Source organism: Pseudomonas sp. S1(2024), from assembly GCF_046557535.1.
On record NZ_JBKGFP010000072.1, the window covers coordinates 60,961 to 86,977 of the forward strand.

The window sequence follows — 26,017 nt, forward strand, 5'->3', positions numbered from 1 at the left end:
AGGCGCCGCCAATTTTCGATAACGGGTGCCGGTTCAACACCCGCTCATGACGTTCAGGGGTAACCAGATGTTCAAAGTAATGGCCATCAGCTTGGTGCTTGGCTGTGCGCTTCCGTTCGCAGCGGCCCGGGCTGAGGTCGCCGCCACCGATAGCGGCACCGTTGCCACTGTCAGCAAACGGCTTGTCTCTTTCTATAGTCAGCCACTGCCATCCGCTGGCAAGGCGATACCGATTCGGGTTCCGGCTGTGTTGTCGCTGCCGGCCAACGCTGCGGGCCCGGTACCGGCGGTGATCATCCTGCATGGCTCGGCGGGCATGGATTCGCGCGGCCCGTTGCATGGCGGCGACCTCAATGCCCGCGGCATCGCTACGCTGGAGTTGGATATGTGGGGCGCGCGCAGGATTGCGGGCGGTGCACAAGGGCGGCCACCACGTGTGCACGATACCCTGCCGGACCTGGCAGGCGCCCTGGCTTACCTGGCCAAGCAACCCGGTGTCGATGACAAACGCGTGGGCGTGCTCGGGTTTTCCTGGGGTGGCGTACAGGCCATGCTCGCCGCCTCTGCTCCCATCAATGACGAACTGGAGAAAGCCTCAAGCGTACGCCCCATCTCGATGGCCGCGTTCTACCCCGTGTGTTGGGGTTACAACCGTGTGCCAGGTTATACCTTCAAGCATCTGGCCCCGGCGCGCTTGCTGGTGCTGGTGGGCGAAAACGACCAGTACGACGATGACCCGCGTGCCTGTTCGTCGCTGATTTCAAACCTGCCCAGCGAAGACCAGGCGCGGGCGCAGGTGCTGGTGTACCCCGGCGCAGAGCACGGCTTCAATGGGTTGGAGGCTGCACAGGAGTATCAGGACCCGTTCCTGCACCGTGGCCAGGGAGGCGTGGGGCGTTCGGCACCTGACCCGGCAGCGCGCGACGCTTCGCGCCGGGCCGTGGTGGAGTTTTTCACCGAAAGCTTCGCCCCGACTGCGATAAGCGAGCGGTAGCAGCGCAAAGATCTAGGCGCCCTCGTGAGCCAGAGCATGGCGAAACTGCAGTGGCGGCTGCGGCATTTCCTGGCGCCATGCCAGGCGAAAGGCATGGCTGCTGCCGTAGCCGCAACGCTCGGCGATCTGTTCCACGTTGAGATGGCTGCCGCGCAAAAGCTCACGGGCCAGGTCGATGCGTTGGGCGCGCAGGTAGTTCTGCAGTGTCTGGCCGGTATTATCGCGAAACAGCCGCGCCAGGTGCCGGTAGCTCACATTGAACTGGCTGGCCAGTTGTTCGAAGCTGAAGTTGGTACCCAGGTGTGCATCCATGTAGTCCTGGGCTGCATGCACCAACGGGTGGATGTGGTTGCGCGCCAGGTCTGCCGCGCGCAGTTGCACATCTTCGCCGGCGCGGCGACGGTAGATGACCAGTTCCTGCGCCACCTGGTTGGCTACTACCTTGCCAAATTGCAGGCTGACGATGTGCAGCGCCAGGTCGGTTCCGCTGGACACGCCTGCCGAGGTGAACACGCCATCATCCTCGACGAACAGGCGGTTCTCCAGCACCTTGGCTGCTGGGTAGCGCGTTCGCAGCAAGTCGACGTAACGATGGTGCGTGGTGCATTGCCGGCCATCCAGCAAGCCAGCTTCGCCCAGCAGAAACGCACCGGTGCATATGGAGCACAGTTGTATATCCGGCGTTTGCCTGACCACCTGCGCCAGCCACCGGGCTGTGGCGGTCAATATCGCGGTATCGGCGGGTGTCGCAGAGAGCTTGTTGCCCACCACGAACAGCAAGTCCTGCGGTGCCAGCCGGTCAGGCAACTGGTGCAGGCCACTCAGTGTCACGCCCTGAAAACTGCTGACTTGTTGTCTGGCGGCTATGCAACGTACGTTGACCGGAGCCAGCTGGAGTTCTTCAAGGCTCGCCATGATTTGTAACGGGCCGCCGAGATCAAGGATGTGGGTGCCCGGAAGCAGCAAGAACCAGATGGTACGCATTACAGTATTCCTTACATCGCCAGGCGCCTGACCTTGAGCGGCACGTTACCAATATGGCGCAAAAAGGCAATTTGCATGAATACCAGGGTGGTCAGGTGCCTTCGCCTCCTGGCAGCAGCCTTCCCAGGAGCGGTGGCACAGGCCCTGGGGCGGCAGGTTCATCATCGAAGCCCGCGGGCACCTTGCCCCGCAGGTGCCAGGCAAAGGCGATGATTTCGGCGATGGTCAGGTACAGCGCCTCCGGTATCTGGTCCCCCAGCTCCAGGCGCGCCAGCAGACGCACCAGCTCGGCATTTTCGTAGATCGGCACCTCGTGTTCCCGGGCCAATGCCAGGATGGCCTCGGCCAGCGCATCGTCACCCTTGGCGGTGAGGGTCGGGGCTTGCTGCCCGTCGTAGAACAGGGCAATCGCCTGGCGTGCAGGTTGGTGCGTCATGCGTTCTCATCCACCCAACGTTGTTCTACCCGCGTACGCGGGCCTTGTGGTGGGATACCAGGATGGCATTCCAGATCACCCACATCCAGGCCCCGCGCCAACAGGCGTTCGCGCAAGCTGCCGAGCTGGCTGTCGATCAGCCGGGCTGTCGCCTCGCGTTCCGCCCAAAGCTGGCCACCCAGGCGGCCTTGGCTCAGTTGTGCCTGGACCTGCACCGGGCCAAGGGGCGAGAGGTCGAAAGCCAGCTCGATACGCCACAGGGCTTGCAGCGGGTCGGCTGCTTCCTGCTGGCGGTCGGCCTGCTGTTGTGGCGTTTCCTCGCGTTGCAGCTTGACCTGCAACGGGATGAACTCCTGGCCGTGACGGATCGGCACTTCGGTTTGCCAGGTGGTCTGCAGGTTGCCGTTTTCCAGGGTACCGGTTTGTTGCAGGCTGCTCATGGCATGGCTTTGCAGGCGCGATACAGCAGCGGCGGCCAGGCGTAGCAATTGTTGCAGGTCGCCTTCGTCTTCCATGGCCTTGAGCAGGCGCGACGGCAGCGGGAATGCGCCCGGCTGCGGTTTGGGGCTGACCCGTTCGAGCATGCCCAGCGCGCTGCGGGCCAGGGCCGGCATGGTAACGGCCAGGCTGGCGGGCGCCAGGTTGGGCGCCCCGGGTACGCTTGCCGGCGTGATTGTGATCAGCCGCAGCAAGTGGGCCTTGAGGTCGGTGGCGACGCTGGCCGGGAAACCGCCCAGCAGTTTGGCTTCGAGAAAGGCACCGCTGTTGTTCAGGGCCTGCGCCACTGCCTTGGCATCACCCAGTTGCCGGGCTTCTGGCAGGCTCGCCAGCAGGCGTTCGGCGCTGGCTCGCAATTCGCCATCGGCGCCCGGGGCGCGGGCCACCTGTTGCAGGGCATTGAGCAGGCCGGGCAGCGAAGCCTGGCGGTTTTGTTGGGTCAGCAGCTGCTGGGCAATGCTGAGCTGGTCCTGGCGGCCGCTGAGCGGTACGAAACGCAGCGACTGGTCGCCCTGCACCAGCGCGCTGAGCAGGCTGCCGACGGCCAGCGGGCGCGGGCTGTCCACGCTCAGGGTAGCGCCGGCCTGGGCGCTGTTGAGCAGGCTGACCAGCGCCCGGTAGACGGCTGGCTGGCCGGGCGCCTGGGCCAGCGCCTGGTTGGTCAGGACCTTGCCCTGCAGCAGGGTGCCGACCGGCACTTTGCTGGTGTCCAGGCGGGTGAGGGTGGCGACCTGGCTGGCGCTGGCCTGCTGCAGCATGATCGCCAGGCGGTTGCTTTCGGTCTGGCTGACCGTGACCTGGCTGCCCTGGGGCAGGGGCTGGCTGGCGCTGGCTTGCAGCTGGGTCTGGGTGCCGTTGGCCTGCATCAGCCGCAGCACCAGCTGAAAGTCCTGGCCCACCTGGCGCAACGACATGACTTCGGCCTGGGCGGTCTCGCCGGGGGCCATCAAGCCGGGTTGCGGTTGTGTCAGGCGCAGCAGTTCGCCGGTCATGCCCGCCTTGATGGCCTGGGGGCTGATTGCGGTTTGTGCGCCGAGACTATTGATTTCAGTCATGATTGTATACAACCTGTCGAACCCGCCCTCTTGGCAGCGTGGCGGCGCGTGTAATAATGCCGGCCGTCCGTCGTTGCCAGTATAACGGCAGCGAGGGGGGCGACTTGAGATACAGGGCTTCAGGGCCGTGTCGCCTGCTTCGCGGGCATGCCCGCTCCCACAGGGTTTTGCGCAGCTTTCAAGCCTTGCGTGAAACCTTGTGGGAGCGGGCGTGCCCGCGAAGCAGGCGACACCGCTCCGGAACCCTACAAAGATAAGGCGAAACCGTGACCCTTCACCTCCAAGCCGCGGGCCTGGCCTGCGAGCGCGACTGGCGCCTGCTGTTCGAGCACCTCGCTTTCGAGCTGCGGCCCGGCGACATGCTGCAGATCAGCGGCCCCAACGGCAGCGGCAAGACCAGCCTGCTGCGCTTGCTGGCCGGCCTGATGCAGCCGACGGCCGGGCAGATCCTGCTGGGTGGCAAGCCACTGGCCGAGCAGCGCCACGCCCTGGCCAGCATCCTGTTGTGGATCGGCCATGCAGCGGGCATCAAGGACCTGCTCACCGCCGAGGAGAACCTCACCTGGCTGTGCGCCTTGCACCAGCCAGCCAGCCGCGAGGCGATCTGGGCGGCACTGGCGGCCGTCGGCCTGCGTGGTTTTGAAGACGTGCCCTGCCACACCCTGTCTGCCGGCCAGCAGCGCCGCGTGGCCCTGGCCCGGCTGTACCTGGCCAGCCCGCCGCTGTGGATCCTCGACGAACCCTTCACCGCCCTCGACAAGCAGGGCGTGGCGCAGCTCGAGGCGCACCTGGCGGCCCACTGCGAGCAGGGCGGCACGGTGGTGCTGACCACCCACCACACGCTGGAACGCAAACCCTCCGGTTACCGTGAACTGAACCTGGGGCAATGGGCGGCATGAGCGTATTCATCCTGTTGTTGCGCCGCGAAGCGCGCCTGCTGTTCCGCCGCCCGGCCGAGCTGGCCAACCCGTTGGTATTCTTCGCCATCGTGGTTGCACTGTTCCCGCTGGCAGTCGGCCCGGAAAGCCAATTGTTGCAAACCTTGTCGCCAGGCTTGGTCTGGGTGGCGGCACTGCTGGCGGTGCTGTTGTCGCTGGACGGCCTGTTCCGCAGCGATTTCGAGGACGGCTCGCTGGAACAGTGGGTGCTGTCGCCGCACCCGTTGGCGCTGCTGGTGCTGGCCAAGGTGCTGGCACACTGGATCTTTTCCGGGCTGGCGCTGGTATTGTTGGCGCCGCTGCTGGCGCTGATGCTGGGCCTGCCGAGCCACTGCCTGCCGGTGCTGCTCGGTTCCCTGCTGCTGGGCACGCCCGTGCTGAGCCTGCTGGGCGCGGTGGGCGCGGCGCTGACAGTCGGTCTGAAACGCGGCGGTTTGCTGCTGGCATTGCTGATTCTGCCGTTGTATATCCCTGTATTGATCCTGGGCAGTGGTGCGTTGCAAGCGGCGTTGCAGAATATGCCGGCAACCGGCCACCTGCTCTGGCTCGCCAGCCTGACGGCCCTGGCCGTGACCCTGGCACCCTTTGCGATAGCGGCCGGCCTGAAGATCAGCGTCGGCGAATAACGAGTCCCGGGCTTTCAAGCCCGGCCAATACCCTGGATGTACCCTGATGAAAATAAGCTGGACGTGGTTCCACAAGCTGGGCTCCCCCAAATGGTTCTATGCCATCAGCGGCCGCATGCTGCCGTGGCTTGCCGGCGCTGCCGTGCTCCTGCTGCTGGTCGGCATCACCTGGGGCCTGGCCTTCGCCCCCCAGGACTACCAGCAAGGCAACAGCTTCCGCATCATCTACATCCACGTACCGGCGGCGATGCTGGCGCAGTCCTGCTACGTGCTGCTGGCAGTGGCCGGGGTGGTGGGGCTGGTGTGGAAGATGAAACTGGCCGACGTCGCCTTGCAATGCGCCGCCCCCATTGGCGCCTGGATGACCGCCGTGGCGCTGGTCACCGGGGCCATCTGGGGCAAGCCCACCTGGGGAAGCTGGTGGGTCTGGGATGCCCGGCTGACGTCCATGCTCATCCTGTTGTTCCTGTACTTCGGCATTATTGCGCTGGGCCAGGCAATCAGTAATCGTGACAGTGCAGCCAAGGCCTGTGCGGTACTGGCGATCGTCGGCGTGGTGAACATCCCGATCATCAAGTACTCGGTGGAGTGGTGGAACACCCTGCACCAGGGCGCCACCTTCACCCTCACCGAAAAGCCGGCGATGCCCGCAGAAATGTGGTTGCCGCTGCTGTGCACGGCGCTGGGCTTCTACTGCTTCTTCGGCGCGGTGCTGTTGCTGCGCATGCGCCTTGAAGTACTCAAGCGCGAAGCGCGCGCCAGTTGGGTCAAGGATGAAGTATTGAACAGCCTGGGGCGGAGGGCCGCACAATGAGTTTCGCCACCTTCGGTGACTTTCTCGCCATGGGCCACCATGGCCTGTACGTGTGGACGGCCTATGGCATCTGCCTGGCGGTGCTGGCGCTGAATGTCGCCACGCCCGTGCTGGCCCGCCGTCGCTACCTGCAAGATGAGGCGCGCCGTTTGCGCCGGGAGAACAACCAGTGAATCCGCAGCGCAAGAAACGCCTGTTGCTCATTGTCGGCCTGCTGGTCGGCGTCGGGGTTGCCGTCGGCTTTGCCTTGAGCGCATTGCAGCAAAACATCAACCTGTTCTACACCCCGACCCAGATCGCCAACGGCGAAGCGCCGCTGGACACCCGCATCCGCGCCGGCGGCATGGTCGAGAAAGGTTCGGTACAGCGTTCGTCCGATTCGCTGGACGTGCGCTTCGTGGTCACCGACTTCAACAAGTCGGTGCCGATCACCTACCGTGGCATCCTCCCCGACCTGTTCCGCGAAGGGCAGGGCATCGTCGCCCTCGGCAAGCTCAACGCCGATGGCGTGGTGGTGGCCGATGAAGTACTGGCCAAGCACGACGAGAAGTACATGCCGCCCGAGGTTACCAAGGCCCTGAAGGAAAGCGGCCAGGCCGCCACCGGCGGGGAGGCCAGGCCATGAACGCGGCGCTGGTGATCCCCGAACTCGGCCAGCTGGCGATGATCCTGGCCATCTGCTTTGCTGCCGTGCAGGCCAGCGTGCCGCTGCTCGGCGCCTGGCGTGGCGACAGCCTGTGGATGAGCCTGGCGCGACCGGCTGCCTGGGGGCAGTTCGCCTTCCTGGCCTTTGCCTTCGCCTGCCTGACCCATGCCTTCATGACCGACAATTTCTCGGTCGCCTATGTGGCCAGCAACTCCAACAGCGCCTTGCCCTGGTATTACAAGTTCAGTGCCGTGTGGGGGGCGCACGAAGGTTCGCTGCTGCTGTGGGCGCTGATCCTCGGCGGCTGGACCTTCGCCGTGTCGGTGTTCTCGCGGCAGTTGCCGCAGGTGATGCTGGCCCGCGTGCTTGCGGTAATGGGCATGATCAGCGTGGGCTTCCTGAGCTTCCTGATCATCACTTCCAACCCGTTCCAGCGCCTGCTGCCGCAGGTGCCGACCGATGGCCGCGACCTCAACCCGCTGTTGCAGGACTTTGGCCTGATCGTCCACCCGCCGATGCTGTACATGGGCTACGTCGGGTTCTCGGTGGCCTTCGCCTTCGCCATCGCCGCCTTGCTCGGTGGCCGCCTGGACGCCGCCTGGGCGCGCTGGTCGCGGCCCTGGACCATCGTTGCCTGGGCCTTCCTCGGTGTCGGCATTACCCTGGGTTCGTGGTGGGCCTACTATGAACTTGGCTGGGGTGGCTGGTGGTTCTGGGACCCGGTGGAAAACGCCTCGTTCATGCCTTGGCTGGTGGGTACGGCGCTGATCCACTCGCTGGCGGTGACCGAAAAGCGCGGGGTATTCAAGAGCTGGACCGTGCTGCTGGCGATTGCCGCGTTCTCGCTGAGCCTGCTGGGTACCTTCCTGGTGCGCTCCGGTGTCCTGACCTCGGTGCATGCGTTTGCCGCCGACCCGTCGCGAGGCATTTTCATCCTGATCTTCCTGCTGTTCGTGGTCGGTGGTTCGCTCACTCTGTTCGCCCTGCGCGCACCGGTGGTCAAGAGCCAGGTCGGCTTTGCCCTGTGGTCGCGCGAGACGCTGCTGCTGGCCAACAACCTGGTGCTGGTAGTGGCGGCCTCGATGATTCTGCTCGGCACCCTCTACCCGCTGGTGCTCGATGCGTTGACCGGTGCCAAGCTGTCGGTCGGCCCACCGTATTTCGACGCCTTGTTCCTGCCGCTGATGGCACTGCTGATGGTGGTGCTGGGCGTGGGCGTGGTGGTGCGCTGGAAAGACACCCCCGGCAAATGGCTGGCCAGCATGATGACCCCGGTGCTGCTCGGCAGCGCCATCCTCGCGCCGGTGGCAGGCTTTATCGTCGACGACTTCGACTGGCCGACCCTGACCGCCTTCGCCCTGGCCGCCTGGGTGGTGCTTGGCGGGCTGCGCGACATTCTCGACAAGACCCGTCACAAAGGCCTGCTCAAGGGCCTGCCTGGCCTGGGTCGCAGCTACTGGGGCATGCAGCTGGCGCACCTGGGCCTGGCGGTGTGCGCGCTGGGCGTGGTGCTGTCGAGCAACAACAGCGCTGAACGCGACCTGCGCATGGCACCGGGCGAGAGCGTGGAGCTGGGCGGTTACCACTTCCTGTTCCAGGGGGCCCGGCACTTCGAAGGGCCGAACTTCATCTCCGACAAGGGCACCGTGGTGGTCAGCCGCGATGGCCGTGAAGTGACCACCCTGCACCCGGAGAAGCGCCTGTACACCGTGCAGCAGTCGATGATGACCGAAGCTGGCATCGACGCCGGCTTTACCCGCGACCTGTACGTCGCCCTCGGCGAGCCGCTGGAGAACGGTGCCTGGGCGGTCCGCGTGCATATCAAGCCTTACGTCCGCTGGATCTGGCTGGGCGGTCTGCTGACCGGCCTGGGCGGGTTGCTGGCGGCCCTCGACCGGCGCTATCGCGTCAAGGTCAAGACCCGGGTGCGTGATGCCCTGGGCGTGTCTGGAGCAGCTGCATGAAGCGTTGGATCATGGTAGTCCCCCTGGCGGTATTCCTGCTGGTGGCGGTGTTCCTCTACAAAGGGCTGTTCCTCAAGCCCGACGAGCTGCCCTCGGCAATGATCGGCAAGCCGTTCCCGGCGTTTTCCCTGGCCTCGACCCAGGGCGACCGTACCCTGACCGAGGCCGACTTGCGTGGCCGCCCGGCACTGGTCAACGTGTGGGCCACCTGGTGCCCGTCGTGCAAGGTAGAGCACCCGTACCTGAACCAGCTGGCCCAGCAGGGCGTGGTGATCCACGGCGTCAACTACAAGGACGACAATGCGGCGGCCCTGAAGTGGCTGGCCGAGTTCCACAACCCGTACCAGCTGGACATTCGTGACGAGCAGGGCAGCCTGGGCCTGGACCTGGGCGTGTATGGCGCGCCGGAAACCTTCCTGATCGATGCCAAGGGCATCATCCGCTACAAGCACGTGGGCGTGGTCGATGCCACGGTCTGGCGTGAGCAGCTGGCGCCGCTGTACCAGGGCCTGGTCGACGAGGCCAGGCCATGAAGCGGGGGCTGGCAGCTGCCGTGCTGGGGCTCTTCATGGGGTTGAGCCTGGCAGGCGTGGCCAAGGCGGCCATCGACACCTACCAGTTCCGCGACGATGCCGAGCGTGAGCGCTACCAGCAGCTGACCAAAGAGCTGCGCTGCCCCAAGTGCCAGAACCAGGACATCGCCGACTCCAACGCGCCGATTGCCGCCGACCTGCGTCGGGAAATCTTCCGCATGCTCGGCGAGGGCAAGAGCAACCAGCAGATCGTCGACTTCATGGTCGACCGCTATGGCGACTTCGTGCGCTACAAGCCGGCGCTCAGCGGGCGTACCTGGCTGCTGTGGTTCGGCCCGGGGATTTTGCTGGCTGGTGGTTTCGTGGTGCTGGCGCTGATCGTGCGCCGGCGCCGCAGTGCGGCCGTGCAGGGCGCCAATGAGTTGTCCGCCGAAGAACGCGAGCGTCTCGCCAAATTGCTGGAAAAAGAACAGACCCATGATTGAATTCTGGCTTAGCGCGGGCCTGCTGCTGCTCGCTGCCCTCAGCTTCCTGCTGATCCCGATCCTGCGTGGCCGTGGCCGCCAGCAGGAAGAAGACCGCACCGCCCTGAACGTGGCACTGTACCAGGAGCGCGTCGCCGAACTGGTTGCCCAGCAGGCCGCTGGCGTGCTCGACGAGGCGCAGATGGCCAAGGGCCGTGACGAGGCCGCCCGTGAGCTGCTGGCGGATACCGAAGGTGCCGAGGCCCCGCGTCAGGGGCACCTGGGCAAGGCCCTGCCGTTGCTGGCGGCGCTGCTGGTGCCGCTGCTGGCATTGGGGCTGTACCTGCATTTCGGCGCGGCCGACAAGGTTGAGCTGACCCAGGAGTTTGCCGAAGCGCCCAAATCGATGGAAGAAATGACTGCCCGCCTGGAGCGGGTGGTGCAGGCCCAGCCGGATTCGGCCGAGGCCGTGTACTTCCTGGGCCGAGCCTACATGGCCGAGCAGCGCCCCGCCGATGCCGCGCGTACCTTCGAGCGCGCCGTGGCCCTGGCCGGTCGCCAGCCCGAATTGCTCGGGCAATGGGCACAGGCGCTGTACTTCGCCGCCGACAAGAAATGGAGCCCGCAGCTGCAGGCGCTGACTGACGAGGCGCTGAAAGCCGACCCCAACGAAGTGACCAGCCTGGGGCTGCGTGGTATCGCTGCCTTCGAGGGCGAGCGTTACCAGGAAGCCATCGATTACTGGAAGCGCCTGCTGGCGCAGCTGCCGGAAGGTGATACCTCGCGTGCGGCGCTGCAGGGCGGCATCGACCGCGCCGCCGAGCGCCTGGGTGGTTCGCCGGGGCAGTCTGCGGCGCCCGTGGCGGCTCGCTTGAAGGTGCGCGTGGAACTGGCTGCGGCGTTGAAGGACAAGGTCAAGCCGGACGACACGGTATTCATCTTCGCCCGCGCCAGCAATGGCCCACCCATGCCGCTGGCGGCCAAGCGGGTGACCGTGGCGCAGTTGCCGATCGAGGTGGAACTGTCCGATGCTGACGCCATGATGCCGCAGATGAAACTGTCGGACTTTGCCGAAGTCCAACTCGTTGCACGTGTATCACGCGCTGGCCAGCCAACCCATGGCGAGTGGATTGGCCAGGGCACGCCATTGCCCAGCGCCACCCAGGCCATCCAGCACCTGACCATCGACAGCCCCGACCCGTAAGAGAGCAATGCCATGCACAGCATCGTCCGCCTGACCCTGATCACCCTGGCCCTGGGTTTGTCTGCGTGTACGGTGCATGAGCCGTACGAGCAGCCCGAACCACCGATCGAGCGCCTGCCGCCGCCGGGGCCGGCGGTCAAGCCCTTGCCGGACAGGCAGCCGGCCCCCGCGCCGAGCAAGCCTGCGGCCACGCCCAAGCCGATGCCTCGCACCTCGGCCAGCTTCGCGCCGCCGCCTGGCGGGGCGAGCCATTGGGACCCGAAGCTGGGTGTGTATGTGCTGGAGAAGAAGCCCAATACCTTCTACCGTCAGCGGACCTACTACCGCTTCAACAACGGCTGGAGCTGGTCGCTGAGCCCGGATGGACCGTGGCAGGAGACTGACAGCAGCGGTGTGCCGGGTGGTCTGGGGCGTGCGTTCGCCCAATAATTGCAACGTTGCCGTTGCCGTTGCCGTTGCCGTTGCTTTTGCTTTTAAGCGCGCGGTAGTCCAGGCGCCGCCGATTGCGACTTCAGGAGGCCGAGCGAAGGGACTGCGGAGGGAGGTGACGGGCATGGATGCCCGTCAAGCGCTGAGGCCCCATGGATGGGGCCTGCAGCGCGTACTCCCGGGAGCAGGCCCGTAGCGAGGGAACCCCGGAGCGCAGCGTAGGGGCCGGATGATAGGAGCCAGCGTTTTTTGGTTACTTTTTGTCGCGTTTGACAAAAAGTGACCCGCCGTAAGGGCGGAAAGGTGATTAAGCGCCACCTTCGAAAATGAATGTTGACCTTGTTGTTGATGCCCACGCTTGAAAGCGAAGAGCGAAGAGCGAAGAGCGAAGAGCGAAGAGCGAAGAGCGGAAAAGTACCGGTCTTGATCTCGCGCATAGTCCATTTACGATGGCGACGCATACTCACCTTTTCGCCCTTACGGCGAGTCACTTTTTGTCAAACGCGACAAAAAGTAACCAAAAAACGCTGCGCTCCCATCATCCGGCCCCTGCGCTGCGCTCCGGGGTTCCCTCGCGCCGGTCTTGCTCCCGGGAGTACGCGCTGCAGGCCCCATCCATGGGGCCTCAGCGCTTGACGGGCATCCATGCCCGTCACCTCCCTCCGCAAGACCTCTGCTCGGCCTCCTGAAGTCGCGAAGATCAAGATCAAGATCAAGATCAAGATCAAGATCAAGATCAAGATCAAGATCAAGATCAAGATCAAGATCAAGATCAAGATCAAGATCAAGATCAAGATCAAGAGCAAGAGCAAGAGCAAGAGCAAGAGCAAGAGCAAGAGCAGAGCAGAGCAGAGCAGAGCTAAGCAGAACAGTGCAGTTCCACCTCTTTATTTCGGTTGACTGTACTGGCCGGTGACTCCGCATAATGTCGCCTCGAACTGACCCGGAGGTGGCATGCACAAGACAGTCCTGGTGCTGGTGGAAACCGTCGATGATTACCTGCCCATGCTGGAGCAGGCCGGCTACCGTTTGATCCGTGCCCCTTCGCCGCAACTGCGGGCCGAGGCCATCCAGCGCCATGCCCATGAAGTAGATGCCGTGCTCACCCGCGGCCCGCTGGGCCTGACTGCCAGCGAAATCGACACGCTGTCCAAACTGCAGATCATCTGCGTGATCGGTGCCGGCTACGAACAGGTCGATCTGGCCGCGGCCGCTGCGCGCGGCATCACTGTCACCAACGGCGCCGGGGCCAATGCCGAAGCGGTCGCCGACCACACCCTCGCCCTGCTGCTGGCGCTGTTGCGCGACATTCCCCGCGCCGATGCCAGTACCCGCCGGGGCGAATGGAACCGGGTGATCAGCCCCTCGGTGAGTGGCAAGCGCCTGGGCATTCTCGGCCTTGGTGCGGTGGGCCTGGCCATCGCCAGGCGCGCCCACCTGGGCTTCGCCATGCCCGTCAGTTACCACAGCCGCACGCCGCGCCAGGATGTGCCCTACACCTGGTACGACAGCCCGCAGCACTTGGCTGACGCCGTCGACATCCTGGTGGTGGCAACCCCCGGGGGAGCCAACACTCGTCACCTGGTCGATGCGCAGGTGCTCGAGGCCCTGGGGGCCGAGGGCTACCTGGTGAATATCGCCCGAGCCAGCGTGGTCGACACCCAGGCCCTGGTGGCCGCGCTGCAGCATGGCCAGCTGGCTGGTGCGGCACTGGATGTGTTCGACGACGAGCCGGCTGTACCCGATGCCCTCAAGGCCCTTGGCAACACCGTGCTCACCCCCCACGTGGCCGGCCAGTCGCCGGAGGCGGCGCGCGATACGGTGACCCTAGTGCTGCGCAACCTGCAGGCGTTCTTTGCCGGCGAAGCCGTGTTGACTCCGGTACGCCAGTAACCCTTTTCATACATCTGCCTGGCAGCGATCGGGCAACAAGGAGTGTGTGCATGCAACTTGAAATCTTCCAGGTCGATGCGTTTTCCGCCGAGCCGTTCGGGGGCAACCCGGCGGCAGTGATCCCACTGCAAAGCTGGCTGCCGGACGACGTGCTGCAGCGCATTGCCGAAGAGAACAACCTCTCGGAAACCGCCTACTTCGTGCGCAACGGCGAAACCTTCGACCTGCGCTGGTTCACCCCGACCGTGGAAGTCGACCTGTGCGGCCATGCCACCCTGGCCTCGGCCTATGTGCTGTTCGAACAGCTGGGCGAGCAGGCGCAGGTGCTGCGTTTCAACACCCGCAGTGGCGAGCTGCGGGTCAGCCGCAACGCTGACGGGCTGCTGGCCATGGACTTCCCGGCCAAGCAGCCGGTCGCCGTGGACATGCTACCGGGCCTGTTGCAGGCGCTGGGCCTGGGCCAGGCACAGGCGCTGTACCGCAGTGACGACTATGTGGTAGTGATCGATGACGCCCTGTTGCTCGACACCCTGAAGCCGGATTTCGTTGCGCTGTCGGCCTTCGATGTGCGCGGTATCGCCGTTACCGCGGCAGGCCGTGGCTTTGATTTCGTCACCCGCTGGTTCGGCCCGAGGGTTGGCGTGAACGAAGACCCGGTGACTGGCTCGGCGCACACCTCGCTGGCGCCGATATGGGCAGAGCGTCTGGGTAGGAACGTGCTGAGCTGCGAGCAGGGTGGGGTGCGCAAAGGGCAGCTGCAGTGCGAAGTGCCGGGTAACGGCCGGGTGATCATCAGCGGGCGGGCGGCGTTGTACCTGCGCGGTACGGTGTACATCTGACCTTGGGCAACTGTCTTGTGCTGCCTGTGCCGGCCTCATCGCCGGCAAGCCAGCTCCCACAGGTACTGCACTGGCCTGAGAACGGCGCGGTCGGGGTGGGAGCAGGCTTGCCGGCGATGAGACCGGTACAGGCATCTATACTTGCTGGCCCATCTTCCGCTCAAGGAGCCAGCCATGGCCCTGGAAAAACACGGCACCTGCCTGTGCGGCGCCACCCGGCTCAAGGTCACCGTCGACAATACCCATATCAGCGCCTGCCACTGCAGCATGTGCCGCAAATGGACCGGCGGCCCATTGCTGGTGGTGCATTGCAGCCAGCCACCGGTGATCGAAGGGCGCGCGCCCAGCGTCTATGAGTCTTCCGATTGGGCCCAGCGCGGCTTCTGCGGCCAGTGCGGCACGCATCTGTACTACCGGCTCAAGGCCAATGACTTCCACGCCGTGCCGGTCGGCCTGCTCGACGGCGACCAGGAGTGGCATTTCGACTTGCAGATCTTCGTCGAACAGAAACCCGCCTGGTATTGCTTCGCCAACCAGACCAAGGAACTGACTGGCCAGGAAGCCTTCGAGCAGCTCGGCTGATTCAGGCGGCGTGCTGTGATCGATGCGCCAGCACGAAACGCCACGCGAACTTGCCAAACCGGTGCATTCCTGAGAAAAGGGCGGCTTTGTTTCCAGCGTTGGAGTATGCCCCGTGAGCCAAGAACTGCAGATCATCGACCTTGTGGAGGGGGATGGCAAAGCCGCCGTCAAAGGCGCCCTGATCACCACCCAGTACACCGGTTGGCTGGCCGACGGCAGCGAGTTCGACTCGTCCTGGTCGCGCGGCAAGCCGTTCCAGTGCGTGATCGGCACTGGTCGGGTAATCAAGGGGTGGGATCAAGGCCTGATGGGTATGCGCGTTGGCGGCAAGCGCAAGTTGCTGGTACCGGCGCACCTGGGCTATGGCGAACGCAGCGTGGGGGAGATTCCGCCGAATTCGGATTTGACCTTCGAGATCGAATTGCTGGAAGTGCTGACGCGGGATGATTGAGTGGCAGTACTGCAACCCGATGTTCTTGCGCCCTACACATTTCAGCAACACCCCATCCTCTAATCTAAGCCTTGCCTAGGGAACGGCATCCACCTCCAGGGAGGAACCAAACGGGTTCAGGGCACTCTCACCCTCACTCGTTGCCAAGGACGGCATTCACTACAAGGATGCCCCGCGGTGCTGTTGGCGGGGTGATGTGGCGGGTCTACCCGATTCTTTCTGCCACATGGGCCTGTTTTGATGAAGTTGCCAACATTCTTCCGCCGTCGTCGTCACTGGTTGCTGAGCCTGACGCTTGCAGCCATAGCCGTACCGCTGGCGCTGGAAGCAGTCGAAAGCCGGGCGCAACCGGTGGATGGCACCCAGACCCTTGTGTTCCTGCGCCACGCCGAGAAGCCGGGTGAGGGGCTGGGCCAGTTGAACTGCCAGGGCCTCAACCGTGCGTTGGACCTGGCTACCGTGCTGCCCGAGCGCTTTGGCAAGGCCGACTACGTGTTCGCTGCCAACCCCTCGCGGCATGTCGAGGAAGGCAGCAAGGACCAAAGCTACAGCTACATTCGCCCGCTGATGACCATCAGCCCCAGCGCCATTCGCCTGGGCCTGCCGGTAAACATCGACTATGGCGCCAACGACACCGACGCGCTGGCCGAAGAGCTGCTGCGCGACAAGTACCGTAACGCGACCGTGTACACCGCCTGGTCGCATGGCTACCTCCCTGACCTGATCAATGCCGTGGCTGGCAAGGCCCTCGGTGAAAAGCGGGTGATCACCGAGGACTGGAGCGGCGACGACTTCGACACCCTCTACGTCCTGACCCTGACCTGGCACGACGGCAAGGCCAGCCTGCTCAGCCGCAATGTGCGTCAGGGCCTGAATGATGGTGCGCATAGCTGCCCGACCTGATCCGCTGGTGATGGTTTGCCTGTACCGGCCTCTTCGCGGGCTTGCCCGCTCCCACAGGTACAGCACAGCCCTTGAGAGCGGTGGGGGCCTGTGGGAGCGGGCAAGCCCGCGAAAGGGCCGGCACAGGCAAATAGAAGGTTAGCGTCCGAACCGCATCGGCCAACCCACCACTTTCTTCACCCGTGGCGTGGCATAGGTACGGACCTTGGAGGTACTCAAGCCCATGCGCACCAGCGATTCGGCCATGGTCACCGCCGCACTCACACCATCCACCACCGGCACGCCGGTGCGCTGGCGGATCTGCTCGTCCAAACCGGCCATGCCGCCGCAACCCAGGCAGATCACCTCGGCCTTGTCGTCACGCACGGCGCGTTCTGCCTGCTCGACAATCGCCTCCACCGCGCGCTGCGGGTCGGCTTCCAGCTCCAGCACTGCCAGCCCGCTGGCGCGTACAGATGCGCAGCGGTCATACAGGCCGGAGAGCTTCAGGCGGTCCTCGATCAGCGGCACGGTGCGGTCCAGGGTGGTCACCACCGAGTAGGCATGGCCCAGGTACATCGCCGTGCTGGCGGCTGCATCGGTGATGTCCACTACCGGCACGTTCAGCAGTTCCTGCAAGCCCTCGCGGCCATGTTCGCCGTAACCCGCCTGGATCACGGCGTCGTAAGGGCCTTCGTAGGCCAGTACCCGGTCCATCACCGCGATGGCGGCCAGGTAACTTTCGAAGTTGCCTTCCACCGACTCGGCACCGAACCATGGGGTGAGGCCGATGATTTCGGTGCCGGGCGCTGCCACCGCACGGGCCTGTTCGGCAATGGCTTCGGTGATGGCTTCGGTGGTGTTGACGTTGGCGATCAGAATGCGCATGGGTAGTCCTCCCTGGTCAATGGCTGCTGTGGTCCACGGCGATGCATTCGCCGCTGACGTCCTGGTATTGGTGTTTGCGTGGGGCGATCAGCAGGTAAAGTGCGGCGGCGATGCCGGCACCGATCAGCCAGGAGAATGGCGCCACTCCATGGAAGTTGGGCACCAGGGCCAGGACGATGGCCAGCAGGGCGGCCGGCACAAAGGCGGCCACGGCGCGCAGGTTGATGCCCTTGGTGTAGTGGTAGGCGCCAGCCGGGTCTTCGCTGTACAGCTGCGGCACGTTGATGCAGCCTTTGCGCAGCAACCAGTAGTCGGACATGATCACCCCGTACAGCGGGCCGAGCAGGGCACCCAAGCCGGACAGGAAGTACACGATCACCAGCGGGCTGTTGTACAGGTTCCACGGCAGGATCAATACCGCCAGGGTGGCGCTGATCAGCCCGGCGCGGCGGAAGTTCAGGTGACGCGGTGCCAGGTTGCTGAGGACGAAGGCCGGGGCGACGAAGTTGGCCATGATGTTCACCGCCACCGTCACGATCAGGAAGGCCAGGCAGCCCAGTACCAGGAACGCTGTACTTGGGATGGCCGCGACGATCTGGGTCGGGCTGTCGATGATCTGGCCGTTGATCTGGAACTGCGCGCCGCACAGCACCACGGTGATCACGGCGAACACCAGGATGTTCACCGGCAGGCCCCAGAAGTTGCCGACGCGGATGGTCTTGCGGCATGGCGAGGAGCGGGCGAAGTCACAGAAGTTCAGCACCAGGGTGCCGTAGATCGCCAGCCACAGCGCGCCGCCGGCAAATATGTTGCGCCACATCTCGTAGCCGGTCAGCGGTTCGGCCACCGACCAGGCGATGCGGGCGTCGGCCTTGAAGTACATGAACACCGCCAGGGCGGCGACGGTCAGCAGGATCACCGGGCCGGCAAAGGCCTCGTAGCGGCGCACCATCTCCATGCCATAGGCCAGGATCACCAGCTGCACCAGCCAGATCGACACGAAGCACACCCAGCCCAGGCTCGACAGGCCGAGGATGCTGTCATGGTCATAGGCTGCCATCTGCGGCCATACAGCGGTGAGCAGCACGCGCAGCACCACCGAAGCCAGGTAGGTCTGGATGCCGAACCAGGCGATGGCGATGACCGCACGAATCAACGCCGGAATCTGCGCACCATGGATGCCGAAGGCGATGCGGCTGATGACCGGGAATGGTACGCCGGTCTTCTGCCCCATGTAGCCGGACAGGTTCATGAAGAAGTACACCAGCGCCGCGCCGATGGCCAGCGACAGCAGGATCTGCCAGCCACCCAGGCCGAGGGCGAACAAGCCCATGGCGAACGAGTAGTTGGCGATGTTGTGCACATCGTTGGTCCACAGCGCAAAGATGCTGTAGCCGCCCCAGCGGCGACCTTCGATGCGCGTCGGCGCGAGGTCGCGGTTATGCAGGCGCGGGCTCAGGGCGAGTTCCGGCTGGCTGCCGGCGAGAGTGGACGCGGGGTGGGTGCTGGCGACGGATAGTTCAGGGGCAAGGTCGAAGCTGGTACTCATTCCGGCGGGCTCCTGATGCACGTGGACTGCGATGAGCGGGCATGCGCACGGGCTCGCCATCTCGTCGGTGCAGCGTTGGCATCTCAGGGTTTGGGGCGCGGCGGCCGATGTGGGGTCGGCGTCGCGGGTTCTTGTGTATTTATGTTTTGCTTTGTTTGTATACAAAACACGAACACACAAAAGCGAGTTCCATGCCAAGGAAAAAGCAAACTTCAGCTGGCCATCATTTCGAATCTATCTTGTTGAAATATAAGTTGATGAAATGAAGGGGATATAAGTTGACCAAATGAACAGGTTTAAATTTTTCGAGGATGATTTAGTTGATCATTTGGTCAGAATAAGTTGTGGGAAGTGTGTAACGTATTGGGGCGTGATCTTGGAAAGTGCACACAAAAACGGCACTTATGGTGACATTCTTGTGTACAAAAATTAGTCAGCTTTTTCCTGTGCTGGCCTCTTCGCGGGCGCGCCCGCTCCCACAGGGACCGCACAGCATCCTGGACTGTGGAGATCCTGTGGGAGCGGGCGTGCCCGCGAAGAGGCCAGAACAGGAAGAAATCAATCCATCGGCGGCAACCGCCGCTTCACCGGGCTTTTCTTGATGATGGCGGTGTTGGTCTCGGCCAGCACATTGATGCGGTCGAGCAGGGTATCCAACTGCTCCATCGAGCGCACATGCAGCCGGGCGATGAAGCAGTCCTCGCCAGTAACCTTGTCGCACTCGGTGAACTCGGGAATGGCAACGATCTGCCGTTCCACCTCCTGCAGCTGCCCGGGTAGCGGGCGGATGCGCACGATGGCCTGCAACTGGTAGCCAAAAGCGCGCGGGTCGACCTCTACGGTGTAACCGCGCAACACGCCGCGTTCCTCCAGGCGGCGCAGGCGTTCGCTGACGCTGGGCGCCGACAGCCCGCTGATCTGCGCCAGGGCCTTGAGCGAGCGGCGCGAGTCTTCCATCAGCGCGTTGATCAGCAGTTGGTCGATGGCATCGGTCATGGTCACCTCAAGCAGGTAGTTCGCGTTATTTGCCTTGATAGTAAAGGCAAACTGGCCAATCTTCCTTCGTTATGCGCTGGAAGGCTCACCGACAACCTTTGCATACTGTTGCCATCGTCAACAGGAGGTTTTGAGATGGACAGTTCATTGCGTCGTGGCTCGCTGGAAATGGTTGCCGCCATGCTGATTTCCGGGACCATCGGCTGGTTCGTGCTGGTGTCAGGCCAGCCGGTGCTCGAGGTGGTGTTCTGGCGCTGCGTGTTCGGTGCCGTGACCTTGCTGGCGATTTGCGCTGGGTTCGGCTTTCTGCGGCCAGGCGTGATCAGCCGCACGGCGTTCCTGCTGGCGATTGCCAGCGGTGTGGCCATTGTCGGCAATTGGGTGTTGCTGTTCGCCTCCTATTCGCGGGCGTCGATTGCCATCGGCACGGCGGTGTACAACGTGCAGCCGTTCATGCTGGTGGGGCTGGCGGCGATGTTCCTGGGCGAGAAGATCACCCTGGCCAAGGTCACCTGGCTGAGCGTGGCGTTCCTCGGCATGCTGGCCATCGTCAGTGCCCATGGCGCGGGGCAGGGTGGCGGTGAGGACTATTTGCTGGGCATTGCGCTGGCGCTGGGGGCGGCCTTCCTGTATGCCATCGCGGCGTTGATCATCAAGCGCTTGAGTGGCACGCCACCGCACCTGATCGCGCTGATCCAGGTGGCCACGGGTGTGCTGTTGCTGGCGCCGTGGGTCAAGCTTGGCGGGTTGCCGGGTGAAGTGCCGGCGCTGGCCAGCCTGGTGACCTTGGGCATGGTGCACACCGGCTTGATGTATGTGTTGCTGTACAGCGCCATCCAGCGCTTGCCCACGGCGCTGACCGGGGCACTGTCGTTCATCTACCCGATTGCGGCGATTCTGGTGGACTGGGTGGCGTTCGGGCACCGGCTGGCACCGTTGCAGTGGCTAGGGGTGGCGTTGATCCTGCTGGCGGCGGCGGGGATGCAGCAGGGGTGGTGGTTCCGGCCCAGGACGATAGCGGTCAAGGGGCATTGAGGCCGCTTTGCGGCCTATCGCCGGCAAGCCAGCTCCCACTTCGACCGCATCGGGCTCAAGCCATGCGCAGTACCTATAGGAGCCTGGCTTGTCAGCGATGAGGCCAGTACAGGCAGTACAAGTTGCTCCCAGGTAATGCACAGTTCTCAAAGCTTGCGCAGGACCTGTGGGAGCTGGCTTGCCGGCGATAGGGCGCGAAGCGCCCTCTGGGGGTAGAATGCCGCTTTTGCCAGCTTGCGACCCATGATGACTTCGCCGATCCAGACTCTGGAGCAACACCTGCTCGCCGCCCTCGACCCTGCCCCGCAGGAAACCCGCCGCCTGTTCCACGGCCGCGGCCGCTGCTGGGCGGGCCTGGAGCAGGTCACCGTGGACTGGCTGCAAGGCGTGCTATCGGTCGCTCTGTTCCGCGAGCCGGCGGAAGGCCAGCTGGCCGAACTGGAATCCATGCTGCTCACGCTCGCCGAGCGCCCGCAGTGGACTGGTCAAGCCATCCTTCTCCAGCATCGCTACCTGCCCGACAGCCCGGGCCAGTGGCTGCTGGGCGAACCGTGCCAGCAGCGCGAGGTGGTCGAGGATGGGCTGACCTACCTGCTGGACCTGGGCGTGCGGCAGAACAATGGCCTGTTCCTCGACATGCGCTATGGTCGGCGCTGGGTGCGCGAGCAGGCGGCGGGCAAGCGCGTGCTGAACCTGTTCGCCTACACCTGCGGTTTCTCGGTGGCGGCGATTGCCGGTGGCGCCGAGCAGGTGGTGAACCTGGACATGGCCAAGTCGGCGTTGTCCCGGGGCCGCGACAACCACCGCCTCAATGGCCACGATGCGTCGCGGGTGGCCTACCTGGGGCACGAGCTGTTCAAGTCGTGGGGCAAGGTGCGCAAGTACGGGCCTTACGACCTGATCATCATCGACCCGCCGACCTTCCAGCGCGGCAGTTTTGTGCTGACCCAGGATTACGCGAAGATCCTGCGGCGCTTGCCGGAGTTGTTGAGCGAGGGCGGGACGGTGCTGGCATGCGTGAACGATCCGGGCATCGGGCCAGAGTTTCTGATCGAGGGGATGGCGGAGCAGGCGCCGTCGCTGAAATTCGTCGAGCGGCTGGAGAACCCACCGGAGTTTCCTGACGTGGACCCGGCGGGGGGCTTGAAGGCCCTGGTATTCCGTCAGGTCTGATGTTGCCTGTACCGGCCCAATCGCCGGACCTGCCTGCATCAATTACTGATTGTTGGTGTAGATCTGGTCAAACACCCCACCATCATTGAAGTGGGTCTTCTGCACAAGCCAGCTCCCACAGGTACTGCACAGGTGTTGAGTACTGTGGAGTACCTGTGGGAGCTGGCTTGCCGGCGATTGGGCCGGACCTGCCTGCATCAATTACTGATTGTTGGTGTAGATCTGGTCAAACACCCCACCATCATTGAAGTGGGTCTTCTGCACGGTGCGCCAGTCACCGAAGGTCTTCTCCACCGACAGGAAGTCCACTTTCGGGAAGCGGTCGGTGTACTTGGCCAGTACCGTCGCATCACGCGGGCGCAGGTAGTTCTGTGCGGCGATTTCCTGGGCGGCTGGCGACCACAGGTACTTCAGGTATTCCTCGGCCGCGGCCTGGGTGCCTTTCTTCGCCACTACCTTGTCGACCACGGTGACCGGTGGCTCGGCTTCGGCCGACACGCTCGGGTAGACCACTTCGAACTGGTCGCGGCCGAACTCGCGGGCGATCATCTCGGCTTCGTTCTCGAAGGTCACCAGCACGTCGCCGATCTGGTTGGTCATGAAGGTGGTAGTGGCGGCGCGGCCACCGGTGTCCAGCACCGGCGCCTGCTTGAACAGCTTGCCGACAAAGTCCTTGGCCTTGTTTTCATCACCGCCTTGCTTGAGCACATAACCCCAGGCCGACAGGTAGGTGTAGCGGCCGTTACCCGAGGTCTTTGGGTTGGGCACGATTACCTGCACGCCATCCTTGAGCAGGTCGGGCCAGTCTTTCAGCGCCTTGGGGTTACCCTTGCGCACGATGAACACAGTGGCCGAGGTGAATGGCGCGCTGTTGTTCGGCAGGCGGCTGACCCAGTTGTCCGGCACCAGTTTGCCGTTGTCGGCCAGGGCGTTGATGTCGGTGGCCATGTTCATGGTGATGACATCGGCCGGCAGGCCATCGATCACCGCTCGCGCCTGCTTGCTCGAGCCGCCGAAGGACATCTGCACGTTGACCTTCTCGTTGTGCTCGGCTTCCCAGTGCTTCTGGAAGGCCGGATTGTAATCCTTGTAGAAGTCGCGCATCACGTCGTAGGAAACGTTGAGCAGGGTGGGGGCAGCCTGGGCGAAATTGCCCAGGGCAAGGCCTGCGGCGAGCAGCGAGGCGGTGAAGAGTTTTTTCACGTTGCTTCCTTGTTATCGAGAAGGTGTTGGCAGTTTGCCTGCGACTATAGCGGGTGGGTTTGTAACGGTTAAAGAACTAAAACGACTTTGGTTATGCTGTCGCCTGTACTGGCCCTATCGCCGGCAAGCCAGCTCCCACAGGTACTGCACAGGTCTTGGGCATTGCGCAGTACCTGTGGGAGCTGGCTTGCCGGCGATAGGGCCAGTACAGGCGACATCATTGCTTGGGAAACAGCACATTCCCACACCGCGAACAGAACGCCGCGCCATGCTCATGGCTTTTCTTGCTGCAAGTCGGGCAATCATGCTGCAGCTGCTCCCCGCGCATGGCATTGGCCAGCTCGGCGGTAAAGATCCCGGTCGGTACGGCGATGATCGAATAACCGGTAATCATCACCAGCGACGACAGCACCTGCCCCAGCGGGGTCTTCGGCACAATGTCGCCAAAGCCTACCGTGGTCAGGGTAACGATGGCCCAGTAGATGCCCTTGGGAATACTGGTAAAGCCATGCTCAGGCCCTTCGATCACATACATCAAGGTGCCGAACACCGTCACCAGGGTCGATACCGTCACCAGGAACACGATGATCTTCTGCTTGCTGCCGCGCAGCGCCTCCATCAGGTAATGGGCCTGCTTGAGGTAGGGGCTGAGCTTGAGCACACGGAAGATCCGTAGCATCCGTATCACCCGGATAATCAGCAGGTACTGGGCGTCGCTGTAGTACAGCGCGATGACCCCCGGCACGATCGCCAGCAGATCGACCAGGCCATAAAAGCTGAATGCGTAGCGCAAAGGCTTGCGCGAGCAGTACAGGCGGGTGAGGTACTCGGCCAGGAAGATCGCGGTAAAGCCCCACTCGATGCCGGCCAGCAGGCCGGCGTAGCCCTGGTGCACTTCGTCGATGCTGTCGAGTATCACCGTCACCAGGCTGGCCAGGATGATCAGCAGGAGGATCTTGTCGAACCGCCGGCCGGCTACGGTGTCGGTCTGGAAGACGATGATGTAGAGGCGTTCGCGCAGAGATGGCGAGGTGGGCATGGTTTGTGTTCCCAAGGCGAAGCAGTAAGCCTAGAGGGTCTTTGTCCAAGGCTGCAACGAGTGAGCTGGTAAAACTGCTAGTTCTCTGAAACGTATTGGCTGAAGCAGAATGCGGGGAGGATCATGAGCGTGAGGCGAGCATGAAACTGCAATATGGACAGTCAGCTGAGCGACTGGCTATAGAGCGTGGTATGGCGGAGCAGGCACAGTCATACACCGCTTATGGGTATTCGCTGAAACGGCCAATTCCTTCATTAGGTTTCAATGGCGAATGGCTAGGTAGCATCTTGCAAGCCTATGCTCTGGGCAATGGCCACCGATTCTATAGCCCCATTCTTATGCGTTTTTTCTGCCAGGAGGGGTTTAGCCCCTTTGGGCATGGCGGGCTGAATGCATACTGTTATTGCGAAGGCGACCCGATAAATTACTCTGACCCATCAGGTCAGATGAAAAAGTTGAAAACTGGACTTACTGCTGAGTTTGAGCGCACAGGCATACCGAAAGCTTTCAAAAGGGCAGTGAGAAATCATTTCGAGCAGAGCTCTGAGCCTTACAGCTTGGGAATGGGTAATGCTGGATACAAAATTTCCAGAGGGCTGGATGGACGGTTTACTGTGGCTGAAATTCCGGGTTTGGGCGCTACCCGGAAGCAGTTGGAGCGCTCTCAAACAGAGAACGCTCGCCTTCGAGAACTGAACCAAGCGCTGCATGACAGGTTAGACGAGCTGGAAGTGCAACGCTCTCTTCCGAAGCCGCTTCGCCCGCTACCTCCTTCACCACCTCCGCCTCCACGTCCACCCAAGGGAGTTTGTCCGGCACCCGATCCAACTCAAATCAGGCAGCCGAGTCAGTTCGGTAACTGATGTGAACTGTCCTTTTGTGTCCTATGACCTAGGTGGTTAGCCACATGGATTAGCCAGCAGGCCACCACAAACGGCGCGGTCAGGCCGGGCACCGGTAGCAGCTTGAACAGCGGTTGCAGCAGCAGGGCCAGGGCGATGGCCAGCAGCGTCACCCACGGTTTTTCACCTTGCCTACTGAACGCCAGTGCCGCCAGCGCGGCGTTGAAACCGTACAGGCCCAGCCAGGCGGCTTGCGCCTGATCGGCGAACAGTGCCACGCCGCCGCCGATGGCCGAGCCGATCACCGCCCACATTGCGGCATAAGGGTTTGCGATGAGCATGCCGATGATGATCAGCAGGCCGGCCAGGGGCTGGTCGAGCAGGAAGATCTGGCCCACGCCGCGCGCCAACGCGTACAGCGGCTGGGCTTCGACGAAGCCGCTGGGCGAGGGGCTGGCGATCAGCAATACGGCCCAGCCAAGCAGGACGAAGGGTGCGGTGTAGGCGATCAGCAGCTTGCCGCCGCGCTTGCGCCACTGGTGGGTGATGATGCTGGACAGGCCGCCAGCGGCGATGATCAGTGGCGGTAGGATGACCGACCAGGGCAGCACGGCGCTGATCAGGATGCCGATCAGCACGCCGTTGTAGCTGTACAGGCCTGCCTGGCGGTCGGCGCGGTCGTAGCCGCGAGCCTGGGCGGTGAGCAGGCCGGCCAGGGCGCCGAGCAGGGCGCCACCGACCAGGCCGGGGGCGGTCAGCAGGATGGCCAGCAGGCAGCACAGGCCGCACAGGGGGTTGCGCAGCAGCAGCACCTGGCTGAAGCCGTTGAGTAACGCCGTGGCCCAGTCGGGGCACGGGTTGACGAAATTTTTGGTGTACATCGGGGCAGTCAGTGAGGTTGATGGGGCGCGGTGGGCCTCTTTGGGCCTCGGGTTTTCCGCAGGTCTGGTGTTTCTGTGTACAAGGAGGGCTTTGCCCTCCAATCGCCGGCAAGCCAGCTCCCACAGGGATTGCACAGGCCTTTGAAGTGGTGCGATCCCTGTGGGAGCCGGCTTGCCGG

General features: G+C 63.6%; 29 protein-coding genes. 20 read left to right on the plus strand and 9 right to left on the minus strand.

Going from position 1 to position 26,017, the window contains the following annotated elements; genetic code table 11:
• Positions 1-67 precede the first annotated feature (67 nt).
• Positions 68-994, plus strand: a complete 927-nt coding sequence (locus ACLCGK_RS20350; protein ID WP_410952768.1) for a dienelactone hydrolase family protein — start codon at positions 68-70, stop codon at positions 992-994.
• Between the two features lie 12 nt (positions 995-1,006).
• Here the strand turns inward: ACLCGK_RS20350 and ACLCGK_RS20355 are convergent, their stop codons facing one another.
• The 3 genes from ACLCGK_RS20355 to ACLCGK_RS20365 all read right to left on the minus strand — a co-directional run bounded on the left by ACLCGK_RS20355 (position 1,007) and on the right by ACLCGK_RS20365 (position 3,967).
• Positions 1,007-1,978, minus strand: a complete 972-nt coding sequence (locus ACLCGK_RS20355; protein WP_410952769.1) for a GlxA family transcriptional regulator — start codon at positions 1,976-1,978, stop codon at positions 1,007-1,009.
• Between the two features lie 91 nt (positions 1,979-2,069).
• A complete protein-coding gene (locus ACLCGK_RS20360; protein WP_123083721.1) occupies positions 2,070-2,414 on the minus strand; it encodes an EscU/YscU/HrcU family type III secretion system export apparatus switch protein in 345 nt (114 codons plus the stop codon).
• Complete coding sequence (locus ACLCGK_RS20365) at positions 2,411-3,967, minus strand: flagellar hook-length control protein FliK (RefSeq protein WP_410952770.1); 1,557 nt, start codon at positions 3,965-3,967, stop codon at positions 2,411-2,413. Before ACLCGK_RS20365 ends, ACLCGK_RS20360 begins: the two co-directional genes overlap by 4 nt.
• Before the next feature lie 266 nt (positions 3,968-4,233).
• Between ACLCGK_RS20365 and ccmA the strand changes: the two genes are divergently transcribed.
• The 16 genes from ccmA to ACLCGK_RS20445 all read left to right on the plus strand — a co-directional run bounded on the left by ccmA (position 4,234) and on the right by ACLCGK_RS20445 (position 16,253).
• On the plus strand, positions 4,234-4,866 hold the full coding sequence (gene ccmA / locus ACLCGK_RS20370; protein ID WP_013973564.1) for a cytochrome c biogenesis heme-transporting ATPase CcmA: 633 nt from the start codon (positions 4,234-4,236) through the stop codon (positions 4,864-4,866).
• Positions 4,854-5,531, plus strand: coding sequence for a heme exporter protein CcmB (gene ccmB / locus ACLCGK_RS20375; RefSeq protein WP_013973563.1), 678 nt, complete (start codon positions 4,854-4,856; stop codon positions 5,529-5,531). Before ccmA ends, ccmB begins: the two co-directional genes overlap by 13 nt.
• A 46-nt stretch (positions 5,532-5,577) precedes the next feature.
• Positions 5,578-6,345, plus strand: a complete 768-nt coding sequence (locus tag ACLCGK_RS20380) for a heme ABC transporter permease (protein WP_012273476.1) — start codon at positions 5,578-5,580, stop codon at positions 6,343-6,345.
• Positions 6,342-6,518, plus strand: coding sequence for a heme exporter protein CcmD (gene ccmD / locus ACLCGK_RS20385; protein WP_003257324.1), 177 nt, complete (start codon positions 6,342-6,344; stop codon positions 6,516-6,518). The genes ACLCGK_RS20380 and ccmD overlap by 4 nt, the downstream gene beginning before the upstream one ends.
• Positions 6,515-6,970 carry a cytochrome c maturation protein CcmE gene (ccmE, locus tag ACLCGK_RS20390; RefSeq protein ID WP_015271187.1) on the plus strand — a complete coding sequence of 152 codons (456 nt, stop codon included), beginning with the start codon at positions 6,515-6,517 and terminating at the stop codon, positions 6,968-6,970. The genes ccmD and ccmE overlap by 4 nt, the downstream gene beginning before the upstream one ends.
• An 11-nt stretch (positions 6,971-6,981) precedes the next feature.
• Complete coding sequence (locus tag ACLCGK_RS20395; protein WP_015271186.1) at positions 6,982-8,955, plus strand: heme lyase CcmF/NrfE family subunit; 1,974 nt, start codon at positions 6,982-6,984, stop codon at positions 8,953-8,955.
• Complete coding sequence (locus ACLCGK_RS20400; RefSeq protein ID WP_015271185.1) at positions 8,952-9,488, plus strand: DsbE family thiol:disulfide interchange protein; 537 nt, start codon at positions 8,952-8,954, stop codon at positions 9,486-9,488. The genes ACLCGK_RS20395 and ACLCGK_RS20400 overlap by 4 nt, the downstream gene beginning before the upstream one ends.
• A complete protein-coding gene (locus ACLCGK_RS20405; RefSeq protein WP_003257333.1) occupies positions 9,485-9,973 on the plus strand; it encodes a cytochrome c-type biogenesis protein in 489 nt (162 codons plus the stop codon). Before ACLCGK_RS20400 ends, ACLCGK_RS20405 begins: the two co-directional genes overlap by 4 nt.
• Positions 9,966-11,156 (plus strand): c-type cytochrome biogenesis protein CcmI, encoded by a 1,191-nt coding sequence (ccmI, locus tag ACLCGK_RS20410; protein WP_410952771.1) that lies wholly within the window; start codon positions 9,966-9,968, stop codon positions 11,154-11,156. The genes ACLCGK_RS20405 and ccmI overlap by 8 nt, the downstream gene beginning before the upstream one ends.
• Positions 11,157-11,168: 12 nt before the next feature.
• Positions 11,169-11,585, plus strand: coding sequence for a hypothetical protein (locus ACLCGK_RS20415; RefSeq protein WP_013973557.1), 417 nt, complete (start codon positions 11,169-11,171; stop codon positions 11,583-11,585).
• A gap of 645 nt (positions 11,586-12,230) precedes the next feature.
• Positions 12,231-12,485, plus strand: a complete 255-nt coding sequence (locus ACLCGK_RS20420) for a hypothetical protein (protein ID WP_410952772.1) — start codon at positions 12,231-12,233, stop codon at positions 12,483-12,485.
• A gap of 54 nt (positions 12,486-12,539) precedes the next feature.
• Positions 12,540-13,478, plus strand: a complete 939-nt coding sequence (locus ACLCGK_RS20425; protein ID WP_015271183.1) for a 2-hydroxyacid dehydrogenase — start codon at positions 12,540-12,542, stop codon at positions 13,476-13,478.
• A gap of 50 nt (positions 13,479-13,528) precedes the next feature.
• Entirely contained in the window at positions 13,529-14,317 is a 789-nt protein-coding gene (locus ACLCGK_RS20430; protein ID WP_397460570.1) for a PhzF family phenazine biosynthesis protein, read from the plus strand.
• A 174-nt stretch (positions 14,318-14,491) separates the two neighbouring features.
• Entirely contained in the window at positions 14,492-14,899 is a 408-nt protein-coding gene (locus ACLCGK_RS20435; RefSeq protein WP_039614455.1) for a GFA family protein, read from the plus strand.
• Positions 14,900-15,011: 112 nt separating this feature from the next.
• The gene (locus ACLCGK_RS20440) at positions 15,012-15,350 is read left to right on the plus strand and encodes an FKBP-type peptidyl-prolyl cis-trans isomerase (RefSeq protein ID WP_410952773.1); all 339 of its coding nucleotides are present in this window, start codon (positions 15,012-15,014) and stop codon (positions 15,348-15,350) included.
• 240 nt (positions 15,351-15,590) lie between these two features.
• A complete protein-coding gene (locus ACLCGK_RS20445) occupies positions 15,591-16,253 on the plus strand; it encodes a histidine phosphatase family protein (RefSeq protein WP_397460571.1) in 663 nt (220 codons plus the stop codon).
• A gap of 138 nt (positions 16,254-16,391) precedes the next feature.
• On the opposite strand, the gene ACLCGK_RS20450 is transcribed toward ACLCGK_RS20445, so the two are convergent.
• The 3 genes from ACLCGK_RS20450 to ACLCGK_RS20460 all read right to left on the minus strand — a co-directional run bounded on the left by ACLCGK_RS20450 (position 16,392) and on the right by ACLCGK_RS20460 (position 19,665).
• On the minus strand, positions 16,392-17,120 hold the full coding sequence (locus ACLCGK_RS20450; RefSeq protein ID WP_015271178.1) for an aspartate/glutamate racemase family protein: 729 nt from the start codon (positions 17,118-17,120) through the stop codon (positions 16,392-16,394).
• Positions 17,121-17,136: 16 nt separating this feature from the next.
• Complete coding sequence (locus tag ACLCGK_RS20455) at positions 17,137-18,669, minus strand: NCS1 family nucleobase:cation symporter-1 (RefSeq protein WP_039614451.1); 1,533 nt, start codon at positions 18,667-18,669, stop codon at positions 17,137-17,139.
• 558 nt (positions 18,670-19,227) lie between these two features.
• Positions 19,228-19,665 (minus strand): Lrp/AsnC family transcriptional regulator, encoded by a 438-nt coding sequence (locus ACLCGK_RS20460; RefSeq protein ID WP_075047026.1) that lies wholly within the window; start codon positions 19,663-19,665, stop codon positions 19,228-19,230.
• 135 nt (positions 19,666-19,800) lie between these two features.
• On the opposite strand from ACLCGK_RS20460, the gene ACLCGK_RS20465 reads away from it, so the two are divergent.
• Both ACLCGK_RS20465 and ACLCGK_RS20470 read left to right on the plus strand, forming a co-directional pair.
• Positions 19,801-20,700, plus strand: coding sequence for a DMT family transporter (locus ACLCGK_RS20465; protein WP_410952774.1), 900 nt, complete (start codon positions 19,801-19,803; stop codon positions 20,698-20,700).
• A gap of 246 nt (positions 20,701-20,946) precedes the next feature.
• Positions 20,947-21,873 (plus strand): class I SAM-dependent methyltransferase, encoded by a 927-nt coding sequence (locus ACLCGK_RS20470; RefSeq protein ID WP_410952784.1) that lies wholly within the window; start codon positions 20,947-20,949, stop codon positions 21,871-21,873.
• Positions 21,874-22,074: 201 nt separating this feature from the next.
• Here the strand turns inward: ACLCGK_RS20470 and ACLCGK_RS20475 are convergent, their stop codons facing one another.
• Both ACLCGK_RS20475 and ACLCGK_RS20480 read right to left on the minus strand, forming a co-directional pair.
• A complete protein-coding gene (locus ACLCGK_RS20475; protein WP_023661740.1) occupies positions 22,075-23,076 on the minus strand; it encodes a sulfate ABC transporter substrate-binding protein in 1,002 nt (333 codons plus the stop codon).
• A gap of 217 nt (positions 23,077-23,293) precedes the next feature.
• Entirely contained in the window at positions 23,294-24,115 is an 822-nt protein-coding gene (locus ACLCGK_RS20480) for an ion transporter (RefSeq protein WP_410952775.1), read from the minus strand.
• 140 nt (positions 24,116-24,255) lie between these two features.
• Between ACLCGK_RS20480 and ACLCGK_RS20485 the strand changes: the two genes are divergently transcribed.
• Positions 24,256-24,978 carry an RHS repeat-associated core domain-containing protein gene (locus ACLCGK_RS20485; RefSeq protein ID WP_410952776.1) on the plus strand — a complete coding sequence of 241 codons (723 nt, stop codon included), beginning with the start codon at positions 24,256-24,258 and terminating at the stop codon, positions 24,976-24,978.
• On the opposite strand, the gene ACLCGK_RS20490 is transcribed toward ACLCGK_RS20485, so the two are convergent.
• A complete protein-coding gene (locus ACLCGK_RS20490; protein ID WP_410952777.1) occupies positions 24,963-25,838 on the minus strand; it encodes an urea transporter in 876 nt (291 codons plus the stop codon). The two genes, ACLCGK_RS20485 and ACLCGK_RS20490, sit on opposite strands and share 16 nt — an antisense overlap.
• Between the last annotated feature and the right edge of the window lie 179 nt (positions 25,839-26,017).